We start from the raw sequence: 13976 nt of genomic DNA on the forward strand, positions 1-13976 counted from the left end.
GGGCAAGTCGGTGGGGTGGTCGGAGGCTAGGCGGGGTCCTCGAAGCTCACGATCAGCTTGCGCAGCAGCCCGGCGAGGCGCTTCTGCTCGGCCGGCGGCAGGCTGCCGAGGAGCTCCGCCTCGGCGTCGACGAGTCGGGTGATCGCGGCATCCACCCGGGTGAGACCCGCCGGGCTCATCTCGACGAGGATGCCTCGACCGTCGTGCGGATCGGTCTGCCGGCTCACGAGGCCGCGGGCGACGAGCCGGTCGATGCGGTTCGTCATCGCGCCACTCGAGACGAGCGTCTGCTGCAGCAGCGCCTTGGGCGAGAGCCGATACGGCGCGCCCGCGCGGCGGAGCGCGGAGAGCACGTCGAACTCCCACGACTCGAGCTCCGAGCGGGCGAAGGCCTGCTTGCGCTCCCGGTCGAGGTGCTTCGACAGCCGGGCCACCCGGGAGAGCACCTGCAGCGGCGAGAAGTCGAGATCCGGGCGCTCCCGCTCCCAGTCGGCGACGATCCGATCCACCTCGTCCGCGTGCGTCATCCGGCCATTATCGCCCGAGGCGCGGGCGCGCTCATGCCGCAGCGCCACTGGCCGTCATGCGGCGGCGCGCGCCGTGGCAGACTTGATGGCGCGCACGGCACGCCGCGGCGCGGTCCGCCATGGTGTAACGGCAGCACGACAGCCTTTGGAGCTGTGAGGCCCAGGTTCGAATCCTGGTGGCGGAGCATGAGCGATCAGAACCTCGCGATCATCGTCCTCGCGGCAGGACAGGGCACCCGCATGAAGTCGGCGACCCCGAAGCTGCTGCACCCGCTCGCGGGCTCGCCGGTCGTCGGGCACGTGCTGAACACCGCGCGGGCGCTCGACGCCGCGCACGTGCTCGCCGTCGTGCGGCACGAGCGCGACCGCGTCGCCGAGACCATCGAGGCCGAGCTGCCGGGCACCACGATCGTCGACCAGGACGAGATCCCCGGCACCGGTCGCGCGGTCGAGCAGGCCGTCGCCGCACTGCCCGCCGACTTCGCCGGCGAGGTGCTCGTGCTGAACGGCGACGTGCCGCTGCTCGACGCCGACACGCTCGCCGCGTTCCTCGCGCAGCACCGCGACACCGGCTCGGCCGCCTCGGTGCTCTCCGCGATCTCCGACGACCCGTACGGCTACGGCCGGATCGTCCGCAGCGAGGCCGGCGCCTTCGACCGCATCGTCGAGCAGAAGGACGCGAGCGAGGCCGAACGGGCCATCCCCGAGATCAACGCCGGCATCTACGCCTTCGGCGCCGCCGCGCTCCGCGACCAGCTCGCGAACCTCACGACCGAGAACGCGCAGGGCGAGAAGTACCTCACCGACGTGATCGAGCTGCTCCGGGAGGCCGGCAGCGAGGTCGAGGCCGTGCCCGTCGCCGAGCCGTGGCTCGTCGCCGGCATCAACGACCGCGCGCAGCTCTCCGAGACGGCGGCCCGGCTGAACGCGCTCATCGTGCGCGGCTGGCAGCTGAACGGCGTCACGATCGAGGACCCGGCGACGACCTGGATCGACCTCGCGGTCACGATCGAGCCCGACACGACCATCCGCCCCGGCACCCAGCTGAAGGGGGCGACGACGATCGCCACGGGCGCCGTCGTCGGCCCCGACACCACCCTCGTCGACTGCGAGATCGGCGCCGGCGCGCACGTGAAGCGCACCGACGGCACCCTCGCCGTCATCGGCGCGGGCGCCGAGGTCGGGCCGTTCGCCTACCTCCGCCCCGGCACGGTCCTCGGCGACGACGGCAAGATCGGCACCTTCGTCGAGACGAAGAACGCCGAGATCGGCCGCGGCAGCAAGGTGCCGCACCTGAGCTACATCGGCGACACCCGGGTCGGCGAGCAGTCGAACGTGGGCGCCGGCTCGATCACCGCGAACTACGACGGGGTGAACAAGCACCGCACTGAGATCGGCTCGCACGTGCGCACCGGGTCGCACGGGGTGTTCGTCGCGCCCGTTACGATTGGAGACGGCGTCTACACGGGCGCCGGAACGGTCGTCCGTAAAGACGTCCCGGCCGGAGCGCTCGCCGTGAACGTCGCACCGCAACGCAATATCGAGGGGTGGGTCACCACGCATCGTGCCGGGACCTCGGCCGCCCAGGCGGCCGAGGCCGCGAGCACGGCCGCCGCGACCGACGCCGACTGACACGAGGCCGGACCGGCTGAGAGGACCAACACATGTCGGGTATCGAGACCACTGGATCCAAGCGCCTCGTGCTGGTGTCGGGGCGCGCGCATCCGGAGCTCGCCGAGCAGATCGCCCGCGAGCTCGGCGCCGACCTGGTGCCGACCGATGCCCGCACCTTCGCGAACGGCGAGATCTACGCCCGCTATGACGAGAGCGTGCGCGGCTCCGACGCCTTCGTGATCCAGTCGCACACCTCCCCGATCAACGAGTGGCTCATGGAGCAGCTCATCATGGTCGACGCGCTGAAGCGCGCCTCGGCCAAGCGCATCACGGTGGTCGCCCCGTTCTACCCCTACGCCCGCCAGGACAAGAAGGGCCGCGGCCGCGAGCCGATCTCCGCCCGTCTCGTGGCCGACCTGTTCAAGACCGCCGGCGCCGACCGCATCATGTCGATCGACCTGCACGCCGCGCAGATCCAGGGCTTCTTCGACGGCCCCGTCGACCACCTCTTCGCGATGCCGGTGCTGCTCGAGGAGTTCAAGAACTCGCTCGACCCCGCCACCCTCACCGTCGTCTCGCCCGACATGGGCCGCGTGCGCGTCGCCGACATCTGGAGCGACAAGCTCGGCGCCCCGCTCGCCATCATCCACAAGCGACGCGACCCGCTCGTGCCGAACCAGGTCTCCGTGCACGAGATCGTGGGCGATGTGAAGGGCCGCGTCTGCCTCCTGGTCGACGACCTCATCGACACCGGCCGCACGATCGTGAAGGCCGCCGAAGCGCTCAAGGCCAACGGTGCGATCGGCGTCGTCGTCGCGGCGACGCACGCCGTGTTCTCGAACCCGGCGGTCGAGATCCTGCAGTCCGACTTCATCGACCGCGTCGTCGTCACCGACACGCTGCCGGTGCCGGCCGAGAAGCACTGGGACCGGCTCACGATCCTGCCGATCGCGCCGCTCCTGGCGCGGGCGATCCACGAGGTCTTCGAGGACGGCTCGGTCACAAGCATGTTCGACGGCGCGGCCTGATGACCGGGCCCGGCGCGCAGGCCCCGTCCGGCCGGCCCGCACTGCCCGGCCGCCCGTGGGTCGCGAGCTACGCGGAGGGCGTCCCCGACGACCTGCCGGCCGCCGAGGGCTCGCTCTACGACCTCATCCGACACTCCGTCGAGACCTACCCGGAGCATGTCGCCCTCGAGTTCTTCGGTCGGGAGACGACGTACGCGGAGCTCGGCGCGGAGATCGAGCGGGCGGCCGAGGGGCTGCGCCTGCTCGGCGTGCAGAAGGGCGACCCCGTCGCGATCGTGCTGCCGAACTGCCCGCAGCACATCGTCGCGTTCTACGCCGTGCTCCGGCTCGGTGGCATCGTGGTCGAGCACAATCCGCTGTACACGCCGCGGGAGCTCCGCCACCAGTTCGAGGACCACGGCGCGCGCGTCGTCATCGCCTGGAACAAGGTCGTCGACACCCTGCAGGCGTTCCCCGCCGACCTGAAGCTCGCGCACGTCGTCTCGGTCGACCCGACCCGGGCGATGCCGTTCGGCACCCGCCTCGCGCTCCGGCTCCCGGTCGCGAAGGCGCGCGAGTCCCGGGCCGCACTGACGACGAAGGTGCGCGGCACCGTGCCGTGGCCCGAGCTCGTCTCCGCCGAGCCGATCGACCCGCACATCATCGCCCCCGGCGTCGACGACGTCGCGCTCATCCAGTACACGAGCGGCACCACCGGCAGCCCGAAGGGGGCGACGCTCAGCCACGCCAACCTCATCTCGAACGCCGCCCAATCGCGCAGCTGGGTGCCGGAGATCCCACGCGGCAGCGCCGTCGTCTACGCCGTGCTGCCCATGTTCCACGCCTACGGGCTGACCCTCTGCCTCACCTTCGCGATGAGCATGGGCGCCCGCCTCGTGCTCTTCCCGAAGTTCGACCCGGACCTCGTGCTGAAGGTCGTGAAGCGCCGGCCGCCGACGTTCCTGCCGGCCGTGCCGCCGATCTACGAGCGGCTCACGGCCGCTGCGGCGGCCGAGGGCGTGCCGCTCGCCGGCATCCGCATCGCCATCTCCGGCGCGATGCCGCTCTCCCCGGCCGTCGTCGAACCGTGGGAGGCCGCCACCGGCGGCTACCTGGTCGAGGGCTACGGGCTCTCGGAGTGCTCGCCGGTGCTCATGGCGAACCCGGTCGCCCCGAACCGCAAGGCCGGCACCGTCGGGCTGCCGTTGCCGGGCACCGAGTGCCGCGTCGTCGACCCGGAGGAGCCGACGCGCGACGTCGAGGCCGGCGCCGAGGGCGAGCTCGTCGTGCGCGGCCCGCAGGTCTTCTCCGGCTACTGGAAGAAGCCCGACGAGACCGCCGCGGTCTTCGCCGACGACCCGGAGGGCGGCGCGCCGTGGTTCCGCACGGGCGACATCGTCTCGATCGACGACGAGGGCTTCGTGCGGATCGTCGACCGCATCAAGGAGCTCATCATCACGGGCGGCTTCAACGTGGCCCCGAGCGAGGTGGAGGAGGCGGTGCGCGCGCACCCCTCGGTCGTCGACGTCGCGGTCGTCGGGATGCCGGACGCCCACTCGGGCGAGCAGGTCGTCGCCGTCGTCGTGCTGAAGCCGGGTCAGCAGCTCGACGAGGCCGGCATCCGCCAGGCAGCTCGCGACCAGCTGACCCCGTACAAGGTGCCCAAGCGCGTCGTCGCCGTCGACGAGCTGCCGCGCTCCCTCATCGGCAAGGTGGTCCGGCGCGAGGTGCGCACCCGCCTCATCAACGCCGAGGCCGGCCAGGGCTGACGCGGGCGAGCGCGCCGGGGGTGAGCTGATGGGGTTCCTGAACGGGGAGACCAGGGCGGCCCTCGACGCGCTCGCCGCGCTCGACGGTGGGACCGCGCAGAGCGGACGAACGGATGCCTCGCCGCCCCTCGAACGGGTGCGCGCCGTTCGGCGGGCGCTCCGTGCGCTCGAGGCCGAGCCGGCCCTGCTGGCGGCAGTGCGGGAGGCCCGCGACGACGGCGTCGACTGGTCGCAGCTCGCCGAGGCCGCCGGGCTCAGCGAGGGAGCGGCGAAGCAGCGCTGGGCGGGCGACGACGCCGAGATCGCCGATCGACGCGAGGCGAGCCGCAGACGCAAGCGCGCCCGGCCGTCGAGCCGGCCGACCGAACTGCCGGGACTCTCCGTGGCCGAGGCGGCGGCGAAGCTCGGCGTGACGCCGCAGGCGATCTACCTCCGCGTCAGCCGCGGGCAGCTCGAGGCGCGGACGGTGGAGCTGCCGGACGGGCGGAAGTACAAACGCGTGTTCCCCGACGGCGACGCGCCGGAGGTCTGAGGGCACCGGCGCCCTCGCTCAGGCGGGCACCTCGTCCGGGCCGAGCACGCGGGGCGGCGCGCCCGGCAGGAGACCGAGGTTCGCGACCGCGCGCGGTTCGCCCGAGGCATCCGCGTAGCAGATCCAGCCCGGCCCACCCGGGCCGAAGAGCTCGAGCGCGACGTGCGATCCGACGGCATCCCGATCGAAGCCCGAGACGATGACCGCGCAGCTGCGCGCCGCGCTGGACTGCGCCACGGAGACGGTCGACAGCACCACGGGGGCGAGCATCGCGACGAGCGCGACGATGACGGTGACGCGGATGACCCGGCGGCGGCGATCCCAGCGGGTGGGGCCCTCGGGCGGGGGACCGTCGTCGGCGAAGGCGAGTTCGGCCGGCACCTCGTCCCAATCGCGCGGGCCGCGGGGACCGGGCTCGCCCGGCTCGGCCGGGTGGCGTGGTTCGAGGTCGCGCGGTGCCATGGGGTCCAGTCTCGCATCCGCGGCTGGGAGCCGGGCCCGGCGGAGCAAAGCCGGACGCGGCGGCCGGTGGTTCGGCGGCCGGTGGTTCAGTGTCGGTGGCTCAGCGGCCGGTGGTTCGGCGGCTGGTGGCTCGGCGGCTGGTGGTTCGTCGGCCGGTGGCTCGGCGGCCGGTGGCTCAGCGGCCGGTGGCTCAGCGGCCGGCGAACACCGAGGCGATGCCCACCCCCGCCGCGGCGAGCGTCGCCGCCGAGACCGCGAGCATGAGCCACGGAGCCGGCGCGTAGCGGCCCGTGCTGAGCTCCCGACGGCGGATGCCGCCGACCGCGCCGACCGCGCCCGCGACGAAGAACAGCACCGCGCCGGTCACGACGAGCCACGGCTCGCCCTCGACGAGTCCGGTGCGGAGCGCGAGGAGTGCGTTCACCGCCACCACGAGCGCGGTCCGCGTCCACGACAGCGCGGTGCGCTCCGGCTGCAGCCCGGGGTCGCGGATGACGGTGCTCACGGCAGGATCAGGAACACCGTGAGCACGACGGAGGTGACCAGGCAGACCCCCGCGAGCACCGGCAGCGACCAGCTGAACCGCAGCGGGCGATCGTGTCGCATCGCGATCTCGTTGCTGCGCCAGCGGACGTAGGAGAGCAGGCCGAGCCCGGCCGCGGCGACGCCGAGGCCGACCGAGAGCACCGTGACGACGGCCCGCGGCCCGATGCCCGCGGCGAACTCGTGCAGCAGCACGCCGCCGGCGATGAGGGCGAGCGCGGTGCGGATCCAGGCGAGGAAGGTGCGCTCGTTCGCGAGGGAGAAGCGGTAGTCGGGGTCCTGCCCCTCCTGCTTCCAGCGGGGTTCCGGCATGGCGGCCTCCTCGGCGGTGTCTGCGGTGTGCGTCGCGGGTCGTCGCGAGCCTAACGGCCGCGAGCCCGGCCCGCGTGCAGCGGGGCCGGGCTCGGCGGGTGAGCGGCCGATCGGGCGAGCGGCGCTCGGGTGATCAGTGCTCGGGCGAGCGGCGCTCGGGCGAGCAGTGCTCGGGCGATCGGCGCTCGTACGATCAGTGGGACGAGGGGGTCGTCTCGATCTCGCTGCGGTCGCCCGACCAGAGGGTGTGGAAGACGCCCGGCTTGTCGACGCGCTGGTAGGTGTGCGCGCCGAAGAAGTCGCGCTGGCCCTGCACGAGGGCGGCCGGGAGGCGCTCGGCCCGGAGTCCGTCGTAGTACGCGAGCGAGGAGGAGAACGCCGGAGCCGGGATGCCCGCCTCGGCCGCCGCGACGACGACGCGTCGCCACGCCTGCTGGGCGCCCGCGACCGCGTCGCGGAAGTAGGGGGCGACGACGAGGGCGAGCAGTTCGGGATCCTCGGCGTAGGCGTCGGCGATGCGGTTCAGGAAGCGGGCGCGGATGATGCAGCCGGCGCGCCAGATGCGGGCGATGTCGCCCTTCTTCACGTCCCAGCCGAACTGGGCGGCGCCCGCGATGATCTCGTCGAAGCCCTGCGAGTAGGCGATGATCTTCGACGCGTAGAGGGCCTGCCGCACGTCCTCGATGAAGGCGTCGGCGTCGGCGACGGCCCAGTCGCCGTCGGGGCCGGCCAGGGTCGCGGCCGCTTCGCGCTGCGCGCGCTGGGAGGAGAGGCTGCGGGCGAAGACGGCCTCGGCGATGCCGGAGACGGGGACGCCGAGGTCGAGCGCGTTCTGCACCGTCCAGGCGCCGGTGCCCTTCGCCCCCGCCGAGTCGAGGATGACGTCGACGAGCGGCGCGCCGGTGTCGGCGTCGACCTGGCGCAGCACCTCGGCGGTGATCTCGATGAGGTAGCTCTCGAGCTCGCCCGTGTTCCACTCGGCGAAGATGTCGGCGATCTCCGCCGGCGACTTGCCGGTGCCCTGACGGATGAGGTCGTACGCCTCGGCGATGAGCTGCATGTCGGCGTACTCGATGCCGTTGTGCACCATCTTCACGAAGTGGCCCGCGCCGTCGGTGCCGACGTGGGTGACGCAGGGGGCGCCGTCCTCCGGGGCGCGGGCGGCGATCGTCTCGAGGATCGGGCCGAGCGTCTCGTACGACTCGGCGGTGCCGCCGGGCATGATCGAGGGGCCGTTCAGCGCGCCCTCCTCGCCGCCGGAGATGCCGGTGCCGACGAAGTGGATGCCGCTCGGGCTGATCTCGGCCTCACGGCGGATGGTGTCGTGGAAGTTGGCGTTGCCGCCGTCGACGATGATGTCGCCCGGCTCGAAGCGGCTCACGAGCTCGGAGATGACGGCGTCGGTGCCGCGGCCGGCCTGCACCATGATGATCGCGGTGCGCGGCGTCGCGAGCGAGGCGACGAATTCGTCGTAGCTCTCGGCGGCGACGAACCCCGCCTCCGGGTGCTCGGTCACGAGGGTGCGCGTGCGCTCGGGGGAGCGGTTGAACACCGCGACGGTGTTGCCCTCCCTGCTGGCCAGGTTGCGAGCCAGGTTCGAACCCATGACGGCGAGTCCGACGACTCCGATGTTCGCGACGGCTTCAGGCAAGGCATTCTCCTCGGAACGGGAACGTGGGGTCTTCTCAGCGTAGTGCGCGGCGGAGCGCGGGTGCGCGCGCGGTCTCCCGCCGCCGCTGTGGTACCGTATCGGAAATAAATCTGATTTGTTGCGCTTACACGCGTGTTGAATCAGATGTAATGGGGCGTCTGAGGAGTGCGCATGACCGCGAAGCTGCGAACCCCGCTCATCGTGATGGGCGTGTCCGGGTCGGGTAAGTCGACCATCGGCGAGGCGCTCTCCCGCGCCTTCGGCGTCCCGTTCGTCGACGGCGACGACCTGCACCCGAGCGCCAACAAGCGCAAGATGGCGGCGGGTCAGCCGCTCGACGACGAAGACCGTGCGCCCTGGCTCGAGATCATCGCCTTCCGCATCGGTGCAGAACTGGCCGGGGGGACGCCGATCGTCGTCGCCTGCTCCGCCCTGCGCCGCCGCTACCGCGACCAGCTCGTCGCCCACGCACCCGAGACGGTCTTCGTGCACCTCGTCGGCGGCGCCGAGCTCATCACCGAACGTCAGCACGGCCGCGTGCACGAGTACATGCCGGTGAGCCTGCTCGCCTCGCAGTTCGAGGCGCTCGAACCCCTCGGCGACGGTGAGCGCGGCATCGAGATCGACGTGCGGCGCTCCCCGGCGCAGATCGTCGACGACGTCCGCGCCGCGCTCGACGCGCTCCCGCAGGCCTGACGCCCCGCAGGCCCGACGCCCCGCAGGCCCGACGCCCCGCAGGCCCGACGCCCCGCAGACCCGACGCCCCGCAGCCGACCGCCCGATCCCCGCACCCACCCACCCACCCACCGATCCGAATCGAAGGACGACGATGACCGATCTCGAACTCAACTGGACGCTCGGCACCCCCGGGCTCCTCGGCATCGCGGTCGCGGCGATCGCGGTGCTGCTCCTCCTGATCATGAAGTTCCGCATCCACGCGTTCATCGCGCTCGTGCTCGTGAGCGTGCTGACCGCGATCGCGACGGGCGTGCCCGCCGGGCAGCTCGTGCCGACGCTGCTGTCGGGCTTCGGCGGCACGCTCGCGAGCGTCGCCCTGCTCGTCGGCCTCGGCGCCATGCTCGGCCGCATGCTGGAGGTCTCCGGCGGCGCCGACGTGCTCACGAACGCGCTCATCCGGCGCTTCGGCGAGAAGCGCGCGCCGCTCGCGCTCTCGGTGGCGTCGCTCATGTTCGGCTTCCCGATCTTCTTCGACGCGGGACTCGTCGTGATGCTGCCGATCATCTTCACGGTGGCCCGGCGCCTCGGTGGGTCGCTCCTCTTCTACGCCTTCCCCGCCGCGATCGCGTTCTCGGTCATGCACATCTTCGTGCCGCCGCACCCCGGGCCGGTCGCGGCGACGGGACTCCTCGGCGCCGACGTGGGCTTGGTGCTCGTGCTGGGCCTCGTGATCGCGATCCCCACCTGGTACGTCGTCGGCGCCCTCTTCGGCCGCGTGCTCGGGCGCCGCTTCGATCTGCCCGTGCCCGAGCTCCTCGACGCCGTGCAGGGGTCCAGCGAGACCGAGTTCCGTTCGGCGCCGAAGCTGCGCACCATCGTCTTCCTGCTGCTCCTGCCGCTCGTACTCATCTTCCTGAACACGGGCCTCAACATGGCGGCCACCGCCGGGCTCGTCTCCCTCGAGGACGGCTGGGTGCAGGCGCTCCGCCTCCTCGGCGAGACGCCCATCGCGCTGCTCATCACCGTGTTCTTCGCGATGTGGCTGCTCGGGTGGCGCCAGCGCAAGCCCGCGAGCCTCGTCGAGACCGTCGTCGACTCGGCGCTCGGCCCGGTGTGCTCGATCATCCTCATCACCGGCGCCGGCGGGATGTTCGGCGGCGTGCTCCGGGCGAGCGGCATCGGCGACGCCATCGCCGACTCGCTCGACGCCATCGGCCTGCCGGTCATCGTCGCCGGCTTCGTGATCGCCGCCGTGGTGCGCCTCGCCCAGGGCTCGGCGACCGTGGCGCTCACGACCGCGGCGGCCCTCGTGCAGCCGGTCGTGCTCGGCAATCCCGACTTCAACCCGGTCGAGCTCGCCGCGATCGTGCTGAGCCTCGCCGCGGGCTCGGTGTTCGCGGGCCACGTGAACGACTCCGGCTTCTGGCTCGTGAGCCGGTTCTTCGGCATGGACACGAAGACGACGCTGAAGACCTGGACGGTCGGCCAGGCGCTCGTGGGCACCATGGGCTTCGTGCTGGCCCTCGGCATCTTCCTCCTCGCCGGGGCGTTCTGACGCCCGCGGCCGGCGGGCAGGCGAGGGGCCGCTCAGCCGGGGAAGGCGCGCGGCTCGTCGCGCCAGACCGGCTCGACCTCGGCGACGGTGCGACGCATGATGCGGTCCATCGCGTCTCTGGCCGCCTCGGGGCGGCGGCCGAGCACGGCGTCGGCCACGTCGAGGTGGAGCTGCAGGGCCTCCTCGTGCGGCTGCGCCGGCATGAGTCCGTAGTGGGTGCGCCCGCGCAGCACCTCGGCGATGACGCCCTGGAGACGGGCGAACATCTCGTTGCCCGAGGCGGCGAGCACCAGGGCGTGGAAGCGGATGTCGAGCTCGAGGAACTCCTCGAGGCGCCCCGCCCGGCCGACCGCCCGCATCCGGCCGGCGATCGCGATCAGTTCGGCGGCGGCGTCGTCGCTGCCGTGCACCGCGGCGAGCTCGGCGGCCGCCGGCTCGACCGCCGAGCGCAGCTCGGTGAGCGAGCGCAGCTGGGCGCCCTTCCCGGACGACGCGAGGCGCCAGCGGATGACCGAGGCGTCGAACACGTTCCAGGAGGAGGCGGGAAGCACCCGGATGCCGAGCCGCTTCACGCTCTCGACGAGCCCGAGCGAGGCCAGCACGCGCACCGCCTCCCGCACGACGGAGCGCGAGACGCCGAGCTCGGTCTCGAGCGAGGCGGCGAGCAGCGTGGCGCCGGCCGGCAGCTTGCCGTCGACGATCCGCCGGCCGAGCGTGTCGACGGCGAGGTCGTGCAGGCGGGAGCTCATGGGTCGAGGATAGCGAGCCGCCGCCCGGGGATGGCGCCCCGATCACGCCGGAATTCCGCCCGGTCGGCGGCGGCCGCGCGATCGGGTAGACTGGGCCACTGAACTTCGGCGAGGGAGGCCGCGGGCGGGCGCGAGTCGGCTCGAGGCATCCGTGATCGACGCGGTCGAATGCGACTCACGGCGATTCCTCACGCGCACCCCTCCGGTGCCGCGCGTTCGAGTTGAAGAGAACAGACACCAGATCTGGGCCGGCAGAGTGCACCACCCCGGAGCGCAGCAGCGTGGGCCCCGCAAGGAGAACCATCATGGACGAAGACAACAAGGTCGAAGCCCTCGAGCGCGACTCGTTCGGCAAGGGTGCGGCGCGCAAGCTCCGCGCCACCGGCCGCATCCCCGCCGTCGTGTACGGTCACGGCACCGAGCCGGTGCACGTGAGCCTGCCGGCCCACCAGATCGGCCTCATCGTGCGCAAGGCGAACGCCGTGCTCGACCTGCAGATCTCGGGCAAGAGCCAGCTCACCCTGGTCAAGGACGTGCAGAAGGACCCGGTGCGCCAGATCATCGAGCACCTCGACCTCATCGTCGTGAAGAAGGGCGAGAAGGTCCAGGTCGAGGTGCCGGTGCACCTCGAGGGCGAGTCGGCCGCGGGCACCGTCGCCGACCTCGACTCGCACACCCTGACCCTCGAGGTCGAGGCCACCCACATCCCCGAGAACGTCGTCGTGTCGGTCGAGGGCCTCGAGGAGGGCACCCAGCTCCACGCGAAGGACGTCACCCTGCCGAAGGGCGCTGCACTCATCAGCGACGCCGACGCGCTCGTCGTGAACGTGCACGTGCCGCAGAAGGCGGCCGACGTCGACGAGACCGCCGAGGGCGAGGAGGCCGCCGAGGCCCCCGCCGAGGAGGCGGCCGCGGAGTAAGCTCCGCGCCTCCGCGCACGAGGGCCCGCCCCGATCCCCGGATCGAGGCGGGCCCTCGTCGTCGGGCCGCGTCGACCCGCCTCGACCCGCCTCGCGTCGCGGGCGGGCGGCCCGCCGTCCGGTACGCTCGGACCTCGGGCCGATCGGCCCGAAGGACTGATCGGAGCCCGGCATGGCATGGTTCCGGCGGCGCGGACGAGAGGATCCCGAGGTGGCGCAGAACACCTGGCTGGTGGTCGGCCTCGGCAACCCCGGCGCGCAGTACGCGGGCAACCGGCACAACGTCGGCCAGATGGTGCTCGACGAGCTGGCCGCCCGGCTCGGCGCGGCCTTCAAGAGCCACAAGACCCCGTCCCGCGTGGCCGAGGGGTTCCTCCGCCCCGGCGGGCCGAAGCTCGTGCTCGCGAAGCCGAACAGCTACATGAACACCTCGGGCGGCCCGGTCTCGGCGCTCGCGAAGTTCTACGACGTCCCCGTCGAGCGGCTCGTCGTCGTGCACGACGAGCTCGACCTGCCGTTCGACACGGTTCGGCTGAAGCAGGGCGGCGGACACGGCGGCCACAACGGGCTGCGCGACATCTCGAAGGCGCTCGGCGCCGACTACCTGCGGGTCCGGGTCGGCGTCGGCCGGCCGCCGGGGCGCCAGGACCCCGCCGACTTCGTGCTCAAGGACTTCTCCGGCACCGAACGGGCATCGCTGCCGAACCTGCTCGCCGACGCCGCCGACGCAGTCGAGGCCATCGCCGACGACGGGCTGCTCGCCGCCCAGCAGCGCTTCCACTCGCCCAGCTGAACTGGGCTGAGCTGAGCTGGCTGGGCTGGGCTGGCGCGGCGCGGTGCGGCGCGCCTCGGACTAGATCAGCCCGCGCAGGAACTCCTCCGGGCTGGTGCCCGCGGCACGCGCGCGCTCGACGAGCCGTGCGTGCTCGTCGCTCGTGAGCTCGAGCGACATCGACCGCCAGTCGGCCGCCGGGTCGTCGAAGTCGAAGAGGGTGGCGTCGGCGGGGGAGCGGTCGTCGTGCAGCACGGGCTCGAACGGCGCCGGCTCGAACGGCGCGGGCTCGAACGGCGCGGATGCCCCGGCCGGGGCCGGTGCCGGTGCCGGGACCGCTGCGGCATCCGCCTCGCACGTGCCCGACCAGCCCGGGCCGGTGGGGATCGCCGAGCCGCGCCGGTAGGCCTCCGCCACCGCGCGGGCCCGCTCGTCGGCGGCCTCGTTCATCGGGTGCCCGACGTGCCCCTTCACCCACTCGAAGCGGTAGCGCCGCCCGGCGATGGCCTCGTCGAGCTGCTTCAGGAGCTCGACGTTCAGCACGGGCTTGCCGTCGGACTTGCGCCAGCCCTTGCGCTTCCAGTTCGGCATCCACTTCGTCACCGAGTTGATCACGTACTGGCTGTCGCACTGCACGAGCAGCTCCTCGTCGAGGTGCGCCGTCGCGCGGAACAGCTCGAGGACCGCGGTGAGCTCGCCCTGGTTGTTGGTGGCGTGCTTCCAGCCGCCCGCCGCCCAGCAATCGTCGGCGACGTACCAGGCCCAGCCTGCCGGGCCGGGGTTGCCGAGGGCCGATCCGTCTGCGGCGGCGATGATCATGCGTGGTCCTTCCGTTCGGCCGTCGGGCCGCGCCAATCGTATCCGGCACCACCGCGGGGCGCCGCG

The 13976-nt window shown here is 72.6% G+C and carries 15 protein-coding genes and 1 tRNA gene; 9 read left to right on the top strand and 7 right to left on the bottom strand.

Annotation, left to right across the window (positions count from 1 at the left end; all coding sequences use genetic code 11):
* Positions 1–26: 26 nt before the first annotated feature.
* Positions 27–527 carry a MarR family winged helix-turn-helix transcriptional regulator gene (locus tag M3147_RS03985; protein WP_251202191.1) on the bottom strand — a complete coding sequence of 167 codons (501 nt, stop codon included), beginning with the start codon at positions 525–527 and terminating at the stop codon, positions 27–29.
* 113 nt (positions 528–640) lie between these two features.
* Here M3147_RS03985 and M3147_RS03990 point away from each other — a divergent pair.
* The 5 genes from M3147_RS03990 (at position 641) to M3147_RS04010 (ending at position 5449) form a co-directional block, all read left to right on the top strand.
* A tRNA-Gln gene (locus tag M3147_RS03990) sits at positions 641–712 on the top strand.
* Position 713: 1 nt separating this feature from the next.
* A complete protein-coding gene (gene glmU / locus M3147_RS03995; protein ID WP_251202192.1) occupies positions 714–2159 on the top strand; it encodes a bifunctional UDP-N-acetylglucosamine diphosphorylase/glucosamine-1-phosphate N-acetyltransferase GlmU in 1446 nt (481 codons plus the stop codon).
* A gap of 32 nt (positions 2160–2191) precedes the next feature.
* On the top strand, positions 2192–3169 hold the full coding sequence (locus tag M3147_RS04000; RefSeq protein WP_251202193.1) for a ribose-phosphate diphosphokinase: 978 nt from the start codon (positions 2192–2194) through the stop codon (positions 3167–3169).
* Entirely contained in the window at positions 3169–4917 is a 1749-nt protein-coding gene (locus tag M3147_RS04005) for a long-chain-fatty-acid--CoA ligase (protein ID WP_251202194.1), read from the top strand. The genes M3147_RS04000 and M3147_RS04005 overlap by 1 nt, the downstream gene beginning before the upstream one ends.
* A 28-nt stretch (positions 4918–4945) precedes the next feature.
* The gene (locus M3147_RS04010; RefSeq protein WP_251202195.1) at positions 4946–5449 is read left to right on the top strand and encodes a hypothetical protein; all 504 of its coding nucleotides are present in this window, start codon (positions 4946–4948) and stop codon (positions 5447–5449) included.
* 18 nt (positions 5450–5467) lie between these two features.
* On the opposite strand, the gene M3147_RS04015 is transcribed toward M3147_RS04010, so the two are convergent.
* The 4 genes from M3147_RS04015 to gndA all read right to left on the bottom strand — a co-directional run bounded on the left by M3147_RS04015 (position 5468) and on the right by gndA (position 8417).
* Positions 5468–5911, bottom strand: coding sequence for a hypothetical protein (locus M3147_RS04015; protein ID WP_251202196.1), 444 nt, complete (start codon positions 5909–5911; stop codon positions 5468–5470).
* 190 nt (positions 5912–6101) lie between these two features.
* Positions 6102–6416 carry a DUF202 domain-containing protein gene (locus tag M3147_RS04020; RefSeq protein ID WP_251202197.1) on the bottom strand — a complete coding sequence of 105 codons (315 nt, stop codon included), beginning with the start codon at positions 6414–6416 and terminating at the stop codon, positions 6102–6104.
* Complete coding sequence (locus M3147_RS04025) at positions 6413–6766, bottom strand: YidH family protein (protein ID WP_251202198.1); 354 nt, start codon at positions 6764–6766, stop codon at positions 6413–6415. The genes M3147_RS04020 and M3147_RS04025 overlap by 4 nt, the downstream gene beginning before the upstream one ends.
* Before the next feature lie 193 nt (positions 6767–6959).
* A complete protein-coding gene (gndA, locus tag M3147_RS04030) occupies positions 6960–8417 on the bottom strand; it encodes an NADP-dependent phosphogluconate dehydrogenase (RefSeq protein ID WP_285873315.1) in 1458 nt (485 codons plus the stop codon).
* A 171-nt stretch (positions 8418–8588) separates the two neighbouring features.
* Between gndA and M3147_RS04035 the strand changes: the two genes are divergently transcribed.
* Positions 8589–9113, top strand: coding sequence for a gluconokinase (locus M3147_RS04035; protein ID WP_251202199.1), 525 nt, complete (start codon positions 8589–8591; stop codon positions 9111–9113).
* A 133-nt stretch (positions 9114–9246) separates the two neighbouring features.
* A complete protein-coding gene (locus tag M3147_RS04040; RefSeq protein WP_251202200.1) occupies positions 9247–10650 on the top strand; it encodes a GntP family permease in 1404 nt (467 codons plus the stop codon).
* Positions 10651–10682: 32 nt separating this feature from the next.
* Here the strand turns inward: M3147_RS04040 and M3147_RS04045 are convergent, their stop codons facing one another.
* Positions 10683–11399: a FadR/GntR family transcriptional regulator gene (locus tag M3147_RS04045; protein WP_251202201.1), complete on the bottom strand. Its 717-nt coding sequence runs from the start codon at positions 11397–11399 to the stop codon at positions 10683–10685.
* 305 nt (positions 11400–11704) lie between these two features.
* Here M3147_RS04045 and M3147_RS04050 point away from each other — a divergent pair, with 305 nt between their 5' ends.
* Positions 11705–12319, top strand: coding sequence for a 50S ribosomal protein L25/general stress protein Ctc (locus M3147_RS04050; RefSeq protein ID WP_251202202.1), 615 nt, complete (start codon positions 11705–11707; stop codon positions 12317–12319).
* Between the two features lie 172 nt (positions 12320–12491).
* On the top strand, positions 12492–13112 hold the full coding sequence (gene pth, locus M3147_RS04055) for an aminoacyl-tRNA hydrolase (protein ID WP_251202203.1): 621 nt from the start codon (positions 12492–12494) through the stop codon (positions 13110–13112).
* A gap of 60 nt (positions 13113–13172) precedes the next feature.
* Here pth and M3147_RS04060 read toward each other — a convergent pair whose 3' ends face one another.
* Positions 13173–13910, bottom strand: a complete 738-nt coding sequence (locus M3147_RS04060; protein WP_251202204.1) for a ribonuclease H family protein — start codon at positions 13908–13910, stop codon at positions 13173–13175.
* Positions 13911–13976: the final 66 nt, after the last annotated feature.

The sequence above is a fragment of the Agromyces mediolanus genome (assembly GCF_023715325.1).
In the GTDB taxonomy this organism is placed as follows: Bacteria; Actinomycetota; Actinomycetes; order Actinomycetales; family Microbacteriaceae; genus Agromyces; species Agromyces mediolanus_A.

Coding starts and splice junctions, on each gene's coding strand:
- glmU (WP_251202192.1), top strand. CDS start 714: ATGAGCGATCAGAACCTCGCGATCATCGTCCTCGCGGCAGGACAGGGC.
- M3147_RS04040 (WP_251202200.1), top strand. CDS start 9,247: ATGACCGATCTCGAACTCAACTGGACGCTCGGCACCCCCGGGCTCCTC.
- pth (WP_251202203.1), top strand. CDS start 12,492: ATGGCATGGTTCCGGCGGCGCGGACGAGAGGATCCCGAGGTGGCGCAG.
- M3147_RS04000 (WP_251202193.1), top strand. CDS start 2,192: ATGTCGGGTATCGAGACCACTGGATCCAAGCGCCTCGTGCTGGTGTCG.
- M3147_RS03985 (WP_251202191.1), bottom strand. CDS start 527: ATGACGCACGCGGACGAGGTGGATCGGATCGTCGCCGACTGGGAGCGG.
- M3147_RS04010 (WP_251202195.1), top strand. CDS start 4,946: ATGGGGTTCCTGAACGGGGAGACCAGGGCGGCCCTCGACGCGCTCGCC.
- M3147_RS04025 (WP_251202198.1), bottom strand. CDS start 6,766: ATGCCGGAACCCCGCTGGAAGCAGGAGGGGCAGGACCCCGACTACCGC.
- M3147_RS04005 (WP_251202194.1), top strand. CDS start 3,169: ATGACCGGGCCCGGCGCGCAGGCCCCGTCCGGCCGGCCCGCACTGCCC.
- M3147_RS04045 (WP_251202201.1), bottom strand. CDS start 11,399: ATGAGCTCCCGCCTGCACGACCTCGCCGTCGACACGCTCGGCCGGCGG.
- M3147_RS04050 (WP_251202202.1), top strand. CDS start 11,705: ATGGACGAAGACAACAAGGTCGAAGCCCTCGAGCGCGACTCGTTCGGC.
- M3147_RS04060 (WP_251202204.1), bottom strand. CDS start 13,910: ATGATCATCGCCGCCGCAGACGGATCGGCCCTCGGCAACCCCGGCCCG.
- M3147_RS04015 (WP_251202196.1), bottom strand. CDS start 5,911: ATGGCACCGCGCGACCTCGAACCACGCCACCCGGCCGAGCCGGGCGAG.
- M3147_RS04035 (WP_251202199.1), top strand. CDS start 8,589: ATGACCGCGAAGCTGCGAACCCCGCTCATCGTGATGGGCGTGTCCGGG.